This is a genomic window from Achromobacter sp. Marseille-Q4954, assembly GCF_943737025.1.
GTDB classification, from domain to species: Bacteria; Pseudomonadota; Gammaproteobacteria; order Burkholderiales; family Burkholderiaceae_B; genus Achromobacter; species Achromobacter bronchisepticus_A.
In genome coordinates, this window is record NZ_CALSFQ010000002.1 from 1,493,860 (window position 1) to 1,511,226 (window position 17,367).

The 17,367-nt window shown below is 67.6% G+C and carries 14 protein-coding genes; 10 read left to right on the top strand and 4 right to left on the bottom strand.

Annotation, left to right across the window (positions count from 1 at the left end):
* Window positions 1-25 precede the first annotated feature (25 nt).
* A complete protein-coding gene (locus NGK62_RS24955) occupies window positions 26-466 on the top strand; it encodes an excinuclease (protein ID WP_251880805.1) in 441 nt (146 codons plus the stop codon).
* 78 nt (window positions 467-544) lie between these two features.
* Entirely contained in the window at window positions 545-1,006 is a 462-nt protein-coding gene (locus NGK62_RS24960) for a GatB/YqeY domain-containing protein (RefSeq protein ID WP_013392984.1), read from the top strand.
* 66 nt (window positions 1,007-1,072) lie between these two features.
* Here the strand turns inward: NGK62_RS24960 and dinB are convergent, their stop codons facing one another.
* Window positions 1,073-2,152: a DNA polymerase IV gene (dinB, locus tag NGK62_RS24965; RefSeq protein ID WP_251880812.1), complete on the bottom strand. Its 1,080-nt coding sequence runs from the start codon at window positions 2,150-2,152 to the stop codon at window positions 1,073-1,075.
* A 102-nt stretch (window positions 2,153-2,254) separates the two neighbouring features.
* Here dinB and NGK62_RS24970 point away from each other — a divergent pair, with 102 nt between their 5' ends.
* A complete protein-coding gene (locus NGK62_RS24970; RefSeq protein WP_054458193.1) occupies window positions 2,255-2,677 on the top strand; it encodes a PaaI family thioesterase in 423 nt (140 codons plus the stop codon).
* A 30-nt stretch (window positions 2,678-2,707) separates the two neighbouring features.
* On the opposite strand, the gene NGK62_RS24975 is transcribed toward NGK62_RS24970, so the two are convergent.
* Both NGK62_RS24975 and NGK62_RS24980 read right to left on the bottom strand, forming a co-directional pair.
* Window positions 2,708-3,163, bottom strand: coding sequence for a BPTD_2524 family lipoprotein (locus NGK62_RS24975; RefSeq protein WP_251880814.1), 456 nt, complete (start codon window positions 3,161-3,163; stop codon window positions 2,708-2,710).
* A gap of 67 nt (window positions 3,164-3,230) precedes the next feature.
* The gene (locus NGK62_RS24980) at window positions 3,231-4,046 is read right to left on the bottom strand and encodes an IclR family transcriptional regulator (protein WP_251880816.1); all 816 of its coding nucleotides are present in this window, start codon (window positions 4,044-4,046) and stop codon (window positions 3,231-3,233) included.
* 108 nt (window positions 4,047-4,154) lie between these two features.
* Between NGK62_RS24980 and NGK62_RS24985 the strand changes: the two genes are divergently transcribed.
* From NGK62_RS24985 to NGK62_RS24995, 3 genes are all read left to right on the top strand, one after another.
* Window positions 4,155-6,227, top strand: coding sequence for a metallophosphoesterase (locus tag NGK62_RS24985; protein WP_251880818.1), 2,073 nt, complete (start codon window positions 4,155-4,157; stop codon window positions 6,225-6,227).
* 29 nt (window positions 6,228-6,256) lie between these two features.
* Complete coding sequence (locus NGK62_RS24990; RefSeq protein WP_251880820.1) at window positions 6,257-7,222, top strand: Bug family tripartite tricarboxylate transporter substrate binding protein; 966 nt, start codon at window positions 6,257-6,259, stop codon at window positions 7,220-7,222.
* Between the two features lie 123 nt (window positions 7,223-7,345).
* Window positions 7,346-9,262, top strand: a complete 1,917-nt coding sequence (locus tag NGK62_RS24995; RefSeq protein ID WP_251880822.1) for a S9 family peptidase — start codon at window positions 7,346-7,348, stop codon at window positions 9,260-9,262.
* Here the strand turns inward: NGK62_RS24995 and NGK62_RS25000 are convergent.
* Window positions 9,252-10,463 (bottom strand): GGDEF domain-containing protein, encoded by a 1,212-nt coding sequence (locus NGK62_RS25000; protein WP_059378373.1) that lies wholly within the window; start codon window positions 10,461-10,463, stop codon window positions 9,252-9,254. The genes NGK62_RS24995 and NGK62_RS25000 overlap by 11 nt on opposite strands.
* A gap of 548 nt (window positions 10,464-11,011) precedes the next feature.
* Between NGK62_RS25000 and pgaA the strand changes: the two genes are divergently transcribed.
* Genes pgaA through pgaD form a run of 4 tightly spaced genes read left to right on the top strand, consistent with a single transcriptional unit; the run spans window position 11,012 to window position 17,317 of the window.
* A complete protein-coding gene (gene pgaA / locus NGK62_RS25005; RefSeq protein ID WP_251880824.1) occupies window positions 11,012-13,483 on the top strand; it encodes a poly-beta-1,6 N-acetyl-D-glucosamine export porin PgaA in 2,472 nt (823 codons plus the stop codon).
* 20 nt (window positions 13,484-13,503) lie between these two features.
* Window positions 13,504-15,537, top strand: a complete 2,034-nt coding sequence (gene pgaB, locus NGK62_RS25010; RefSeq protein ID WP_251880826.1) for a poly-beta-1,6-N-acetyl-D-glucosamine N-deacetylase PgaB — start codon at window positions 13,504-13,506, stop codon at window positions 15,535-15,537.
* The gene (gene pgaC / locus NGK62_RS25015) at window positions 15,534-16,874 is read left to right on the top strand and encodes a poly-beta-1,6-N-acetyl-D-glucosamine synthase (RefSeq protein ID WP_118934541.1); all 1,341 of its coding nucleotides are present in this window, start codon (window positions 15,534-15,536) and stop codon (window positions 16,872-16,874) included. The genes pgaB and pgaC overlap by 4 nt, the downstream gene beginning before the upstream one ends.
* Entirely contained in the window at window positions 16,871-17,317 is a 447-nt protein-coding gene (gene pgaD / locus NGK62_RS25020; protein ID WP_251880828.1) for a poly-beta-1,6-N-acetyl-D-glucosamine biosynthesis protein PgaD, read from the top strand. The genes pgaC and pgaD overlap by 4 nt, the downstream gene beginning before the upstream one ends.
* Window positions 17,318-17,367: the final 50 nt, after the last annotated feature.

Here is a 17,367-nt window from a genome sequence, read left to right on the forward strand (position 1 = left end):
CCCTCTCACGAATGGAATGCCTGTCATGTACGTTTCTTACAAGCTGTCCGCCGCCCTGCTGCTGTCGCTCGCCTGCTCGGCGCAGGCCCTGGCGGCGGATCGTACCGTCCATCTGCCCATGCAGGCTGCGGTCGAAGCCGCCCAGGCCGCCGGCAAGATCGACGGCAGCGTCAAGTTCTACCTGGCCGGCACCGGCCCCAAGGGCACGGTGCTGGAATCCGGCGTCGTCACCAACCGTAAGACCAACGCCTTCGCCAAGAAGGACGAGGACGCCTGCCTGTGGGTGGCCCAATCCGCCATCATCGCCCTGCACGAAGCGGCCAAGAAGGCCGGCGCGAACGCGGTGACCAATATCATCAGCTACTACCGCAAGAACGAATACAGCAGCAAGACCGACTACGAATGCCATGCCGGCGCCATGGTGGCGGGCGTCGCCCTGCGCGGCGACCTGGCCAATGTGAAGTAAGGCGGATCGCCAGCCGAGGGAAATCGCCCGCCGCCGGTTTAAACTGCTTGTTTGTCGCAACACCACAAAGGTTTACCCATGAGCACTGCTACGCTCAAGACCCGCCTCTCCGATGCCGTCAAGGACGCGATGCGCGCCAAGGCCGCCGAACGCCTGACCACGCTGCGCTTCCTGCTGGCGGCCGTCAAGCAGAAGGAAGTGGACGAACGCCGCGACCTGAACGACGCCGAGATCACGGCCATCATCGAAAAGCAGGTCAAACAGCGCCGCGAGTCCATCGCCGCGTTCGAACAGGCCGGCCGCACCGAAACCGCTGAACAGGAAAAGGCCGAACTGCTCGTGCTGCAGGAATTCCTGCCGCAAGCCGCCACGCCCGAGGAAGTCGCGGCCGCCATCGACGCCGCGCTGGCGGAAGTCGCCGCCCAGGGCGTGACCGGCGCGCCCGCCATGGGCAAGGTCATGGCGCTGCTGAAGCAGGCCCTGGCCGGCCGCGCCGACATGACGGCACTGTCGCAGCAAGTGAAGGCCCGCCTGGCCTGAGCCCTGCCGGGGTTGGCTGCCGTTCAGGCTTCCAGCCAGCCACGGTAGCCAGCCGCCCCGCTCAGCTCAGAACGCGCCCCCGAACAGATCGGGCTGGCGCGACTGCTCCTGCGGGTCGGCGAAATTGCTCATCCCCACCCCCGCCAGCCGGTACAGCGTTTCCGGCGGCAAGTCCACGCGCTCGCACAGCAGCCTGGCGACGGCGGCCAGCTCCGCCGCCGATCCTGGCGGATTCAGGCTGGTCTGGCTGCGCGTCAGGATACGGAAGCGATCCGTCTTCAACTTGAGCACCACGGTGCGGCCCAGGGCGCCTTTCTTCAGCGCCTGATCCCACACGCGTTCCGCCATGCGGTCGATGGCCTCGCCCACCGCGTCCAGGCGGATGTCCTGCGAGAACGTCGTCTCCGACGATACCTGCTGCAAGGGCTGGTCCGTCTGCACCTCGCGCTCGTCAATGCCGCGGGCCAGTTCGTACAGGCGCCGGCCATAGCGGCCGAAGTAATGCTCCAGTTCCTGGGCGCTGTGCGTGGCCAGGTCGCCCACGGTATGGATGCCCAGCTGCTCCAGGCGCGCCTGCGTCACCTTGCCCACGCCCGGCACCTTGCGCACCGGCAAGGGCTCCAGGAAGGCCAGCACCTTGGCGGGCCGGACCACGAACAGGCCGTCCGGCTTGTTCCAATCGGACGCGATCTTGGCCAGGAACTTGTTGGGCGCGACGCCCGCCGAAGCCGTCAGTCCGGTTTCCTCGCGGATCTGCTGCCGGATGACCTGCGCAACCTCGGTGGCCGAAGGCAGGCCCAGCTTGTTGACGGTAACGTCGAGATAGGCCTCGTCCAGCGACAAGGGTTCGATCATGTCGGTATGGCGGGCGAAGATCTGCCTGACCTGGCGCGACACGTCGCGGTAGCGGTTGAAATCCGGCGGCACGTAGATCGCATGCGGACACAGGCGCTCCGCGCGGGCGGCGGACATGGCCGAATGGATGCCGAACCGCCGCGCCTCGTAGGACGCGGCGCACACCACCGAGCGCGGCCCGGTCCAGGCCACGACCACGGGCTTGCCGCGCAGATCGGGGTTGTCACGCTGTTCCACGGAGGCGTAGAACGCGTCCATGTCCACGTGCACGATCTTCCGTAATTCAATCATGGTGGTGATGCCCCCATGAGCCTTTCATCGCCTGAAACCCCGTGGCAAAACATATATTATGACCGGCGACAACCGACTTTCCATTCCTGCCCGCAACGGTCCATGACTGCAGCCTCCACGCCCCAAACCGACTACTTCGGCCTGACCATTCCCTTCATGCATTTCATCGGCCTGGTGCCCGAGAGCATTGCGCCGGCCTACGCCCGCACCTCGCTGCCCTGGCGCGCCGACCTGACCAACAGCCGCGGCGACGTGCATGGCGGCACGCTGATGAGCGTGCTGGACTTCACGCTCAGCGCCGCCGCGCGCGGCTCGGCCGACGGCACGGAAGGCATGGCCACCATCGACATGAACACCTCGTTCCTGTCGCCCGGCACGGGCGACCTGGTGATCGAAGCGCGCTGCCTGCGCAAAGGGGCCTCGATCGCTTTCTGCGAAGGCGAGGTCCGGCGCGCCGACGGCGAACTGGTGGCGCGCGCCACCGCCACCTTCAAGATCATCCGCCGCCGCCCGGGCGGCGACTGAGCGCGGCGGCGGCATGCCGCCGTCCGCGCATCAGTTGGGCAGGTCGCGCGAGGGCTTGACCGGCGGGCGCGGATCCAGCGGCATATAGCTGCTGCACGACACCAGGCTGTAATAGATGGCGTCCTGCATCGCGCGCATGGCGGCCGCGTCCCAGGTGCCCTTGCCCCACACCACGATGCGCACATCGGTGGTCTTGGGGCCGGCGGCCTTCAAGTCGACCCGCGTCATCTCATTGTCGCTATAAGGCGCCAGCACCTGCACCACGCCGGACTGCGCGCTTTCGTTCATGGTGTCCACCACGCGATAAGCGTTGTCAGTGCTGCGCAGGCAGGCATTGGCCTGCCGGATCGTCGCGTCGTAGGCGTCCTTGAAGGCCACCGGGGCCTTGAATTCGCTGTGCGGCGACGAACTGCCGGACGAAATGCCCATCGAGCAGCCTGCCAGGCCCAGGGCCAGCGCCGAAGCCGCGACCAGTTTCCAATGCATGTGTATCTCCAGATCAGTGCCCGCGATTATCCCGCATATCGGCTGCGCGCGATAAGCGCAGCCGCGTTCACATGATCCCGATGCGGTATTCCAGGTTTTTCACCAGGGTCCGCAGGCGCGGCCCCAGGGTCTCGTACACGTGCTTTTCGTCCAGGTTATCGGCCGGGATCGTCACGTTGAAGGCCAGCGGCAGGTCATTGGAGCGATAGCGCATCGGCGTGGCGATGCCGCACAGCTCGGCCCGCCAGTCCTTGCTGACGACGCAGAAACCGTGCTGGTCGATGGCCTCGAACGCGGGCTGCAATGACGGCCCGAAACGCTCCCAGTCCTCGGGAAATTCCTCCGCGAGCCGTCCGCAGATGAGCTCGCGCTCCTCCGGCGTCTGCGCATACAGCAGCGCCCGCCCGGTGGCGGTGCGCAGCAAGGGGCGGGCCGACCCGATGTCCGGGCGCGAGGCGTTCGACGCGCCGTCGTGCACCGTTTCCACGTACACCACCTGCAGGCGGTCGCGGATGGCCATGGACACCGGCCCCTTGGCATAGCGCGCCAGTTCGATCATGTCGTGCGCCGCCAGCTGCCGCAACGTCAGGTGCACCAGCAAGGGATAGCCCAGCGTCAGCACCGCCGGACCCAGCGAGTACTTGCCGGTGCGCTCATCACGCCGCAGATAGCCCAGCCCCACCAGCGTGAACGTCAATCTGGACACCGTCGGGCGCGTAAGGCCGAGCATTTCGGCGATTTCCTTGTTGCCCAACTGCGGCTCGGCCGCGGAAAAACACTTGAGCACGTCCAGCCCGTTGGAAAGCGTGGAGGCAAATCGCGGATGCGCTTCCAGGGAGGCGCGGGATTCGAGTTCGTAGTTGAGCGGCGTTTTCGAGTGCATGGCGGCCTAGGGTTCCGGAGCATTGACAGTATATCGCCTGTCGAAATACAAACATTCCGTTCACTATACACACTTGAATTCCATTTATTGAAATTGAAAGGGTAGTTGATGACGAATTCCCGCTTCTCCCGCCAGCCCTTGGGCGCCCGCCTCTTCAGCTTCGCCGTCGTGGCCGACACCCATGTCAATGAATCCGAAGACACCTGCGCGTCGCCCTTTGCCACCAATGCCCGCGCCAATGCCCGGGCGCGACACGTCTTCGCCGACATCGCCAGCCTGGACCCCGCCCCCGCCTTCACCATCCACCTGGGCGACATCGTCCATCCGGTGCCCAGCATGCCCTCGTTCGAAGTGGCCGCCAGCCGCTTCAAGGCCATCGCCGGCCAGATCGACATGCCGCTGCACCTGGTGCCCGGCAACCACGACGTCGGCGACAAGCGCATCGACTGGATGCCGGCCGACATCGTCTGCGACGACTACCTCGACAAGTACCGCCAGGTGTTCGGCCCGGACTATTACGCGGTAGACCATGGCGGCGTGCGCTTCCTGTTCCTGAATGCGCTGCTGTTCAACTCCGGACTGGCGGCGGATGACGCGCAGCGCGCCTGGATCGACGAGCAATTGGCCAGCGCCAGCGGCCGCGTCTTCGTGTCGTTGCATTACCCGCCCTATCTGCACGACGCAAACGAACGCGGTTCCTACGACAACATCGACGAGCCCGGCCGCGGCTGGCTGCTGTCGCGCCTGGCCGATCCGCGCGTGGAAGGCGTGTTCGCCGGCCACGTCCACAATTTCTGGTACGACGTCATAGGCGGCGCGGAGGTCTACATGCTGCCGTCGACCGCCTTCCTGCGGCATGACTTTTCCGAGTTCTACCGGGTGCCGCCTGCGGACGAGTTCGGCCGCGGCGACGTCGAGAAATTCGGCTACTTCATCGTCGATGTCCACGAGCAAGGCCACGTGGCCAAGCTGATCCGCACGCACGGCGCCATGCGCGGCGAGGCCGAAGCGGGCCGGGCTGCGGCGCGCACCCTGCCCACCGTCCATACCAAGACCGCCGCCTGCGACGGCATCGCGGTCGAGATGCGGCACCCCTGGGCCGAGATCGTCGAGATTCCCTGCACCGGCGGCGTGCAGGAGTTCGGCCGCAAGCTGGCGCGCAACGACTACCCGCTGATGTCCATGTGGGAAATGGGACTGCGCACGCTCAAGATTCCCGTGCAGGATCTGCGCGACGACAAGACCCTGCGCCGCGCGCGCCTCATGTCCGACGTCGGCCACCGCTTCGTGCTGACCTCGCTGGGGCTGCCGGACGCCAGGCTGCTGCAACAGGCGCGCGAACACGGCCTGGCCATCGCCGCCATCGAGATCAACCTGAACGCCCAGGCGCTGGAAGAGGCCGGCGCAGCCTTGCAGCGTCTGCGCGAGCACACCGACGCCCGCCTTGTCTATTGCAAGATCCGCACGGGCGCGGACGACGCCCACTTCGACGGCAAGCACTACAGCCATTTCGTCAACACGGGACTGCGCGCCTGCGAGCTCGAAGCAGCGCAATCCACCCTGCTGCCGCACTTCGCGCAGAAGAACCTGGACGGTTTCACCGTGCGCCTGGACTGGGGTTCCGACCTGATCGCCACGCACCAGCAACTGGCCGCGCAGGCGCGCGATTGGGGCGTGACGGTGAACGTGGGCGTCAAGCTGGCCGACCGCCTGGCGGCGGCGAACACCGACGACACCGCGATCGCCGCGCTGGTGGCCGAAGCCTTCCTGGCGGCCCGGACCACCGACGCGGTGAGCTATTCCTTCGACACCTTCATGGACGTGGACCGCGGCTACTTTCCGCGCAACGGCCTGATCGACCGCCGCTACGATCCGCGCGCCGCCGGACTGGCGCTGGCAGCGCTGAACGCGGTTTTTGCAGGCCAGGCCGCAGGCGCCGGATCTGCCGAGCGCATCGACGGCGAAGCCGGTTTGCGCCTGTGCCGCTACCGCTGCGGCGAGCAGACCTATGAACTGGCCTACGGCCCCGGTCCGGCCCTCAAGCGCCAGGTCGAGGCCGGCGCGTTCAAACGCGTCGTCGACCTGACGTCCCAGCGCGCGCTGCCGACCCAGAACCATTGGGACGAATACTCGCGCCTGCATCTGCCCGGCCAGTCCGTGCTGCTGATCCAGCGCAGCTGAACCCCCATCCCCCGCACAGGAGCCACCCCATGTTTCGATACGCAGTCAAACTCGCGGGACTGCTGGCCGCCGCCTGCCTTCCCCTGTACGCGCAGGCGCAGCCCTATCCCGACAAGCCGGTGCGCCTGATCGTCGCCTACACGCCCGGCGGCGCCACCGACGTAATCGCCCGCATCCTCGCGGCCAAGCTGAGCACCAGCTGGGGCCAGCAGGTCATCGTGGAGAACAAGTCCGGCGCCAGCGGCATGATAGGCGCCGAACAGGTCGCGCGCGCCACGCCCGACGGCTACACCCTGCTGCTGGCCTACACGCCCGAGGTCTCGATCAACAAGCTGGTCTACAAGCAGATGCGCTACGACCCGTTGAAGGACCTGCAGCCCATCGCCCTGGTGGCGGATGCGCCGCTGGTGCTGGTCAGCGGTCCCAAGCTGCCCGCCACCACCTACGCCGATCTCAAGCAACAGGGCGCAAAGGCGCCGCTGGTCTACGGTTCGCCGGGCATGGGCGGCCAGCAGCATCTGGCGGGCGAACTCTTGCGGGTGCGTTCCGGCATGAACCTGACCCACGTGCCCTACCGCGGCACGGCGCTGGCCGTGGCCGATCTGGTGGGCGGCCAGATCGACATCTTCTTCGCCACGGCGCCGGCCATCATCGGCCAGATCGGCGCCGGCAAGCTGCACCCGCTGTTCATCGCCGGTCCCCGGCGCCAGGACGTCCTGCCCTCTACGCCGACGGCCAAGGAAGTGGGCCTGGACGACTTCGACATTTCCAACTGGTTCGGTCTGTTCGGCCCCGCCGGCATGCCACCGGCCCTGGTGGAGCGCATTTCCAAGGACACGGCCCAGGCGCTGAAGGCCGCCGATGTAAAGGAAAAACTGCAGGGCCAAGGGCTGGCCATTTCCTATAAGCCGCCCCAGGAATTCAAAACCTTCATCGGCGCCGAAATGGCCAAGTACGGCGCCATCGTCAAGGCGACTGGGCTGGAGCCGCAGTAGGCCTGGGGCACGGCCGACAGCGTCCGCGGGCGGTTCGACACCGCCCGCGCCGCTATGGCATTATCGACGGACCACCCGGCGGCCGGCCCCAAGCGCCCGCCGCGGCAACTTCGGAGGTCCCCCTTGTTCTCATTCCTCAAGCGCACCGTCCTGGCCGCCAGCATCATCGGCGTATCGCTGGGCGCCAGCGCCGCGCAACCGCCGCGCGCCTATCCCCTCAAGGATTTCTTCCGCAACCCCGAGCGGGGCTTCTTCCGCCTGGCCGACGACGGCCGCACACTGGGCTTCATGCAGCCCACCAGCGTGGACGGCAATCCCGCCCGCATGAACATCTACGTGCAGCCGCTGCAAGGCAGCACGCCTGTCGGCGACGCGCGCCAGCTGACCAGCGAAACCGCGCGCGACATCAGCAACTTCTTCTGGAAAGGCGCCGACGTGGTGCTCTACCAGAAGGACTTCGGCGGCGACGAGAACTTCCACGTGCTGGCCGTCAACGCCAAGACCGGCAAGATCACCGACCTGACGCCCTATGAAGGCGTGCGCGCCGGCATCGAGGACGATCTGGAAGACGACCCCGACCACGTCCTCATCAGCCACAACCAGCGCAATCCGGAAGTCTTCGACGTCTACCGCGTCAACGTGCACACGGGCGCCGCGGAGCTGGTGGCGCAGAACCCGGGCAACATCGTCGGCTGGCAGACCGACCACGCCGGCAAGGTGCGCGCCGCCGTCGCCAGCGACGGCCTGAACACCACCCTGCTCTACCGCGACAACGAATCGGCCGAATTCCGTCCGCTCATTACTACCGACTACCGCACCAGCGTCAGTCCGGCGTTCTTCACTTTCGACGACAAGAAGTTCTACGCCCTGTCCAACCGCGGGCGCGACAAGCTGTCGCTGGTGGTGATCGACCCCGCCCAGCCCGAGGCCGAGGAAGAGATCTTCACGCCCGACACCGTCGACCTGGATTCCGCCGGCTACTCGCGCAAGCGCCGCGTGTTGACGGTGGCCGCCTACCAGACCGACAAGCCGCAATACAAGTTCTTCGACGCGCAGAGCGAGACCCTCTTCAAGAAGCTGTCGGCCCAGCTCACCGGCTACGACTTCGCCATCCAGGGCTCCAACCGCGACGAAGACAAGTTCATCGTCGCCGCCTACAACGACCGCACGCCCGGCTCGCGCTACATCTACGACGCCGCCGCCGACACCCTGACCAAGCTGGCCGACATCAACCCCGCCATTCCCGAGGCGGACATGTCGCGCGTGCAGCCCATCAGCTACCAGACCCGCGACGGCCTGACGGTCCACGGCTACCTGACGCTGCCCGCCGGCCGCGATCCCAAGAACCTGCCTTGCATCGTGAATCCTCACGGCGGCCCGTGGGCGCGCGACGGCTGGGGCTACAACCCCGAAGTCCAGTTCCTGGCCAACCGCGGCTTCTGCGTGCTGCAGATGAACTTCCGCGGATCGACCGGCTATGGCCGCGCCTTCTGGGAAGCCAGCTTCGGCCAATGGGGCCTGAAGATGCAGGACGACATCACCGACGGCGTGCAGTGGCTGGTCAAACAGGGCATCGCCGATCCCAAGCGCATCGGCATTTATGGCGCCAGCTACGGCGGCTACGCCACGCTGGCCGGCGTGGCGTTCACGCCCGACCTGTATGCCGCCGCAGTGGACTACGTGGGGGTGTCCAACCTGTTCACGTTCATGAAGTCCATTCCGCCGTACTGGAAGCCCATGCTGGACAAGATGCAGGACATGGTGGGCGACCCCGAACGCGACCGCGAACGCCTGGCCGCCACCTCGCCCGCGCTGCACGCGGACAGGATCAAGACGCCGTTGTTCGTGGCCCAGGGCGCCAAGGATCCGCGCGTCAACAAAGACGAAAGCGACCAGATGGTCAAGGCGCTGCGCGCCCGCGGCGTCGAGGTCGAGTACATGGTCAAGGACAACGAAGGCCACGGCTTCCACAACGACGAGAACAAGTTCGAGTTCTACGAAGCCATGGAGAAGTTCCTGACGGAACACCTCAAGCCCTGAGTTCCTCCTCCAGCACCGCCGGGCCGCGCTCCTGCGCGCGGCCCGCGGGACGACCGATCCAGGCCATCTCGACGCGGTCGCGCCCATGTGCCTTGGCGCGGTACAGCGCGTCGTCGGCGCGCGCCAGGATGCCGTCCGCGCCGTCTCCGGACTGATACGAAGCCAGGCCGCCGCTGGTGGTCATCCGCACTTCGCGCCCTTGCAGGTGGAAAGGCGTGTCGCGCAGGGCGTCGCAGACGCGCTGCGCCTGCACCAGCGCGCGGGCCGGGTCGCAGTCGTACATCAGCAGCACGAATTCCTCGCCGCCCAACCGGCCGAAGCGGTCGCTGGCGCGCACCGCCCGCTGCACCACCTTCGAAAAATGGCGCAGCGCCGCGTCGCCAGCGGCGTGGCCGTAGCGGTCGTTGATGGACTTGAAGTGATCGATGTCCAGCACCAGCACCGCCAGCTTGCCGCCGGCGCGCTGGCAGCGCTGCAGCTCGCGCTCCAGTTCGTCCAGGATGCTGCGGCGCGAATAGGCGCCTGTCAGGCCATCGAAGGTCAGCGCAGCTTCCATCTGTTCGGACAGGCTGGTCTGGATCAGAAGCAGCAGCGCCAGGAACAGCCCGGGCACGGTCACCGTCCCGCAGACAATGAAGAACAGGCCCCAGGGACTGGGTTCGAGCAACGACGAGGGTTCTTGTCCGCCGATGCTGTAGACCGCCAGCCGCAGGGCATGCAGCGCGGCCAGGCCGAAGCTCGCCAGCATCAGGTACAGCATCACCCCGCGCGTGTGCAGGCGCCTGCGCTGGCGGAAGAACACCAGGCCCGTCGCCATCATGGCCACGAAGGTGTAGGCGGAAAACAGCAGCATGCGCGCCCGCAAGTCATCCGCCACGTACAGCAGCAGCGCGAACGCGGAGATACTGAGCGCGCCCAGCGCCGCCGTGCGCCGCGCCAGCGGGCGCAGGCCGAAGAACTGCCGCACGCCGACGTAGACCAGGCTGACCGCGCAGACCCAGGCGGCGTTCGAGACCATCACATAGACAGCGGACGGCAGAATGGGCGAGGCGGCATAGGCCAGCAGCGACAGCACTGCCAGCGCGTTGCCCGCCGTGAACGCGCCGACCCCGCCCACGTCGCGGGCGCGCAACGGCGCCAGCAATGGCAATGCCAGAGCCGTGGCCAGGCCCCACATCAGGAAGAAAAGAGAAGTCGTCATGGTGTTTGCCGGCTTGCGCCCCGAGGGCGCCCGCCGTCGCTCGTCATTGCTGTTGCACTGGGTTCATGCGCCTGGAGGGGTTACATCCCACCACTCCTGACGCTTTTTGTTACCCGTACAGCGACAGACCGGCACTACCTGGCGCCCGTCCGTCGCCGCACGCCGTTTCGCCCTGAACCTTTACCGCCCGCGCCAAGACGATTGCGCGGCAAGCGACGAAGAATACGCCACGGCAGGACTTTCGCCATGGCCCTTTGCACTAATTGACAGTTGACTGACAGTTAACACACTTATAATTCGTGCCATTGACGGTGCCATGAAGAGCGCCGCAATCACGCCCTACGGGCGTGGCGCGTACTAGCCATGCACTCCCATTGCGCGAGTGCGAAGGTCCCCGCAGCGGGCGCCGCGCAGTCCTAACCCAATGTTCCTTCCCGTGCCGCCGGCGCCTTTGCGCCAGGTGTCGCCTCGGCTCGCGCCGAAAAAAGGCATGCCCCTGGGCGGCCGGAACAGGAACGCCCCGAGTCGCAACTGCGGAAGTAAGACAGATGCAAAACAGAGGATCGACACCCCTGGGTGCCGTTGGACCGAGACTGAGCCTGCTGGCGGCTTGCGCCATCCTGGCGCCCGCCATGGCGCTGGCCGGCCCCGGCAATGACTATGACGCCCTGATCGCCCGGGCGCGCGCCGGCGACTACGAGCCCGCCCTGACGATGCTGCGCCAGCAAGGTCCGGCCGGCGGCAGCCGCGCCATCCACGACCACATCATCATCGCGGGCTGGGCCGGCAAGCCGGCCGAAGCCGTTGCCGCCTACGAGCAGTTGCCGCAAGGCGCGGCGCTACCCGCCGACATCCAGCTTGCCGTCGCACGCGCCTACCGCGACCTGCAGCGCTGGCCCGAGGCGCTGGCCGCGTATCAGGCGGGCGCGCGCCGCCATCCCGGCCAGTCCGCCTTCCCCGCCGGCGAAATCATGACGCTGGCCGACGCCGGCCGCTACCCCGAGGCGCACGACGCCGCGGCGCGCTGGCTCAAGCGGCATCCCCGCGATGTCGACGCCCGCCTTGCCCTGAGCTACGTTCACGCCCGCCAGGGCGAGCCCTACGAGGCGCTGCACCAGGCCGACCTGGCCCTGGCCGCCGCGCCCAACACGTCTTACGTGCTGCGCGAATACATCTGGGCGCTGCAGCGCGCGCGCATGGCCGACGTGGCGCTGGACCTGGCGCGCCGCCACCAGGACCTGTTCGACGCCGGCCAGATGCGCGGCTTCGAGGCCGACGCGCTGGCCCAGCAGGTACGGCTGGCGGCCATGCCCACGCGGTCGGAGGCCGAGCGTTTCGTGTTGGCCGACAAGGCATTGGCCCGTTACGACGAACTGATCCCCGCCTGGCAGCAGCAGCAGGACGCCCGCGCCGACGCGCTGCGCGCCCGCATCGACCGCTTGCACGCCTTGCACGTCCGCGTGCGCATGGCCGATCTGGTCCGCGAATACGAAGCCTTGCTGGCCGAAGGCGTCACGGTGCCGCGCTACGCCTTGAACGACGTGGCATCGGCCTACCTGTACGTGCGCCAGCCCGAACGCGCCCGCGACATCTACCGCCAGGTCGCCGCCAACGATGCCCTGCGCGGCGACGATGCCGAACAGCGCCTGGCGACCGAAACCGGCCTGTACTACTCGCTGGCCGAGGGCGAGCAGTTCAACGAGACCGGCGCCGTCACCGACGAGGTCGAATCGGGCTATGCCCCCTGGCTGTACTACAAGGGCCAGGCCACCCGCATGCCCAACGACCTGAACCTGGAAAGCCGCCAGACCCTGGCGTCGGCCCGTCTGCAGGCCAATGACACCGTCGCCGCCCAGCAGCGCCTCGAAGAGATGGTCGCGAACGCGCCCAACAACTCTGGCCTGCGCAGCGATCTGGCCACCGTCTATCGCGCCCGTTCGCTTCCCCGCGCCTCGGAGGTCGAATTGAAGATGGGCGAGACGCTGGCGCCGCGCAGCCTGGGCGTGGAGAACGGCCAGGGCTTCACTGCGCTGGACCTGCAGGAATGGCGCCAGGCCGAAGCCCTGTCGCAGGACACCATGGCCCGCTCGCCCGAAAACCTGACCAGCCGCCGCCTGGCGCGCGAATGGGAAGTGCACAACAAGGCCGAGCTGCGCATCAACGGCTACCGCGGCCTGGCATCGGACAGCCCGGTCAACGGCAGCGGCGACTTCGGCGTCGACGCCGTGCTGTACTCCTCTCCGCTGGACTACAACTGGCGGGTCTTCGGCGGCGGCGGCTATGCCTCCGGCGACTTCGAGGAAGGCCGCGGCAACTACCGCTGGCTGCGCACCGGCGTGGAATGGCGCGGCCGCGACCTCACGGTCGAAGGCGAAGTCTCCACCCACGACTACGGCCACGGCGTGAAGCCAGGCGCGCGCCTGTCGGCCGCCTACGACCTGGACGATCATTGGCAGGTGGGCGGCTCGGGCGAAATCATGTCGCGCGAAACGCCGCTGCGCGCGCTGACCAGCGGCATCACCTCCAACAGCGTGTCGGCCTACGTGCGCTGGCGCGCCGACGAGCGCCGCGAATGGACGCTGGCGCTGTCGCCCTCGCACTTCAGCGACGGCAACAACCGCTGGGCGCTGGGCCTGGCCGGGCGCGAGCGCGTCTACACCGCGCCGCACCTGCTGGCGGACCTGGAGTTCGAAGCGTCCACCCAGCGCAACAGCCATGACAGCAACGTGCCCTACTTCAATCCCCGCTCGGATCTGATGCTGCTGCCCGGCGTGCGTCTCACGCACACCCTGTACCGCCGCTACGAAACCGCCTGGGAACAGATCGGCACCCTGGGCGCCGGCGCCTACACCCAGCAAGGCTACGGCACCGGCGGCGTGATCGCGCTGGGCTACGGCCAGCGATACCGCGCCAACGACGTCCTCGACATGGGCGCCATGATCACCGGCACCAGCCGCCCGTACGACGGCGAACGCGAGCGCGAACTGCGCATCGTGTTCGACCTGACGTACCGCTTCTGAACCCGGCACCGAGTAACGCCATGATGCTTAAAACCCATACCCGCCTGATTCTCGCCGGCCTGCTGCTGCTCGCGATCCTGGCGCTGACCGCCTGCGCCAAGGACATCCCGGTCTACACGCCGCCGCACCAGCGCCCGCTCGCCCCCGCCGAACAGCCCTGGGTCCAGGGCCAGTTCCTGGCCCTGGCCTACCACGACGTCGAAGACGAAGACCCCGACCAGGGCTTTCTCAGCGTGCGCACCGACCGCCTGGTCGAACAGTTGGCCTGGCTGCGCGCCAACGGCTACCAGGCCGTGACCGTGGACCAGATCCTGGCCGCGCGCCAGGGCGGCAAGCCGCTGCCCGAGCGCGCGGTGCTGCTGTCCTTCGACGACGGCTACCGCAGCTTCTACACCCGCGTGCTGCCCATCCTCAAGGCCTATCAATGGCCTGCGCTGCTGGCGCCGGTCGGCGTCTGGATGGACACGCCAGCCAACCAGCGCGTGGACTTCGGCGGCAGCCCCGAAGAACGCAAGCGCTTCCTCAACTGGGACGAGATCCGCGAGATCTCGCGCTCGGGGCTGGTCGAGATCGCCGCGCACACCAACGCCTCGCACTACGGCGCGCTGGCCAATCCCCAGGGCAATACCGAGCCCGCCGCCGCCATCCGCGCCTATGACGCGCAGACCCGCCGCTACGAAACCGAGGCGGAGTTCGACGCGCGCATGGGCGGCGACGTCGCCGCCATCACCGAGAAGATCCGCCGCGCCACCGGCAAGAAGCCGCGCGTCTGGGTCTGGCCTTATGGCGCCGAAGGCGGCTCCACCTTGCGCATCACCGCCGAACACGGCTATCAGCTGGCGCTGACGCTGGAGGACGGCCCGGGACGCGTCGGCCGCCTGATGTCCACGCCGCGCCTGCTGCTGTCCAGCGACCCCACGCTCAAGCCCTTCGCCAACAGCGTGGTCGGCATGGAAGCCCAGCCCTTCATGCGCGTGGCGCACGTGGACCTGGACTACGTCTACGACCCGGACCCGGCGCAGACCGACCGCAACCTGGGCGAGCTGGTGCAACGCATCCTGGACATGCAGATCAACACGGTGTTCCTGCAGGCCTACTCGGACCCGGTGGGCGACGGCCTGGTGAAATCGGTCTACTTCCCCAACCGCTGGCTGCCGATGCGCGCCGACCTGTTCAACCGCGCCGCCTGGCAGTTGCACAACCGCGCCAACGTGATGGTCTACGCCTGGATGCCGGTGCTGTCCTTCGACCTGGATCCCGCCCTGCCGCGCGTCACGCGCTGGCAGGAAGGCCAGGCGCAGCCGGAGCCGGATCCCGACCAGTACCGCCGCCTGTCGCCGTTCGACGCCACCGTGCGCGCGCGCATCGGCGACCTGTACGAAGACCTGTCCCGCTACGCGATCTTCGACGGCATCCTGTTCCATGACGACGCGCTGCTGTCGGACTTCGAAGACGCCAGCCCCGGCGCGCTGGCCGCCTATCGCGCCGCGGGCCTGCCGGGCAGCATCGCCGAACTGCGCGCGGATCCCGACACCCTGCAACGCTGGACCCGCTACAAGAGCCGCGCGCTGGTGGACTTCACCGCCGAACTCACGCAGCGGGTGCGCGCGGTGCGCGGCCCGCAGATCAAGACGGCGCGCAACATCTTTGCCGAACCCATCCTGAATCCGGGCAGCGAAACCTGGTTCGCGCAGAACCTGGACGACTTCCTCGGCGCCTACGACTGGACCGCGCCGATGGCGATGCCGCTGATGGAAAACGTGCCGGCCGGCCAGGAAAACGCCTGGCTGGACCGGCTGGTCGATACCGTCGCGCAGCGCCCCGGGGCGCTGGACAAGACCGTGTTCGAACTGCAGGCGCGCGACTGGCGCACCGGTCCGGGCCGTCCTGAAGCCACGCCGGTCGACACCGCCGTGCTCGCCGGCTGGATGAAGCGCCTGCAGTTGCGCGGCTCGCGCAGCTTCGGCTACTACCCCGACGATTTCTCGCAAGACCAGCCCCGGCTGCAAGGCATCCGGCCCGCCATTTCCGAAGCCTGGTATCCGATCAAATGATAGACCGACTGATTGCCCTGCTGATTCTCTGCGCGGTGCTTGGCGCGCCCTTCGGCTTCACCCTGATGCTGACCGGCGAGGCGTTGCTGGGCTTCGTGTTCTTCTACCCCCTGTTCATGTCCGGCATGTGGATGGCCGGCGGCATCTATTTCTGGTGGCATTGGGAGCGGCACTGGAAATGGGGCAAGGACAGCCAGCCGCCGGTCCTGGCCGGCAACCCGCTGGTGTCCATCCTGGTGCCTTGCTACAACGAGGCCGACAACGGCGAAGAGACGCTGCTGGCCGCGCTGGGCCAGAACTATCCGCACATCGAGGTCATCGCCATCAACGACGGCTCCAGCGACGGCACCGCCGACATGCTGGACCGCATGGCCGCCGCCCATCCGCGGCTGCGCGTGGTGCACCTGGCGCAGAACCAGGGCAAGGCCATGGCGCTGCGCATGGGCGCCATGGCCGCACGCAGCGAGTATCTCGTCTGCATCGACGGCGACGCCATGCTGGACCCGGACGCAGCCGCCTACCTGGTGGCGCCGCTGATCGACAATCCACGTGTGGGCGCCGTCACCGGCAACCCGCGCATCCGCACCCGCTCCACCATGATCGGGCGCATCCAGGTCGGCGAGTTCTCTTCCATCATCGGCCTGATCAAGCGCACCCAGCGCGTCTATGGCCAGGTGTTCACGGTGTCCGGCGTGGTCGCCGCCTTCCGGCGCGCGGCGCTGGACCGCGTGGGCTACTGGAGCCTGGACATGATCACCGAGGACATCGACATCAGCTGGAAGCTGCAGCGCGACCACTGGTCGATCTTCTACGAGCCGCGCGGCCTGTGCTGGATCCTGATGCCCGAAACCCTGCGCGGACTGTGGAAGCAGCGGCTGCGCTGGGCCCAGGGCGGCGCCGAGGTCTTCCTGAAGAACCTGCGTTCCATCTGGGTCTGGCGCCACCGCCGGCTGTGGCCGCTGATGGCCGAGTTCTGCCTGTCCACCGCCTGGGCCTTCGCCTTCGGCGTGTCGGTGCTGCTGTGGGCCGTCAGCCAGGTGGTCACGCTGCCCAACAACATGCAGATCGCCAGCCTGATGCCGCCCGCCTTCACCGGCATGATGCTGGCCGTGGTCTGCCTGCTGCAATTCGTCGTCAGCATCCTGATCGACCGCCGCTACGAGCCCGGCCTGGCCCGCTCGCTGTACTGGGTCATCTGGTATCCGCTGGCCTTCTGGATGGTGAGCCTGTTCACCACCCTGGTCAGCTTCCCCAAAGTCATGCTCCGCAAGCAGGCCCGGCGCGCGCGCTGGACCAGCCCGGACCGGGGCATCAAATCACCGGACGCAACGTCATGATCATCACCACGCAACGTTCCCGCGCAGGCTATCTGTTCGACCTGGTCCTGACCGCCATCGGCTGGTTCGCCTTCGTGTATCTGTTCGGCGCCGGCATCCTGGCGATCCTGCGCGCCGCCGCCGGCGGCCCCGATGTCTCGCTATGGCCGGTGTTCCTGCCCACCGTGCACACGCTCTGGGGCTATGCGCTGCTGGCGCTGATCAACGCGGGCGTGCTGGTGGGCTGGGCCGTCTACAACCACCGCAAGTTCGCCGGCCGCGACCGCCGCAAGCCGATCAAGCCGGTGGGCGACCGCCGCGTGGCGGCCAGCTTCGCGATCAGCACGGCGCAGCTGATGCAGGTGCGTTCCGCGCACACCTGCATCGTCCACCACGGCGCGGCCGGCGACATCACCAGCATCGAAATCGGCCGCCCTCGCCTGAACGCGGTGCAGGCCGGCTGATGTTATCGCTGCCTGGCGCCGCGAGCCGGATGGCTTGACCGCGCCAGGCC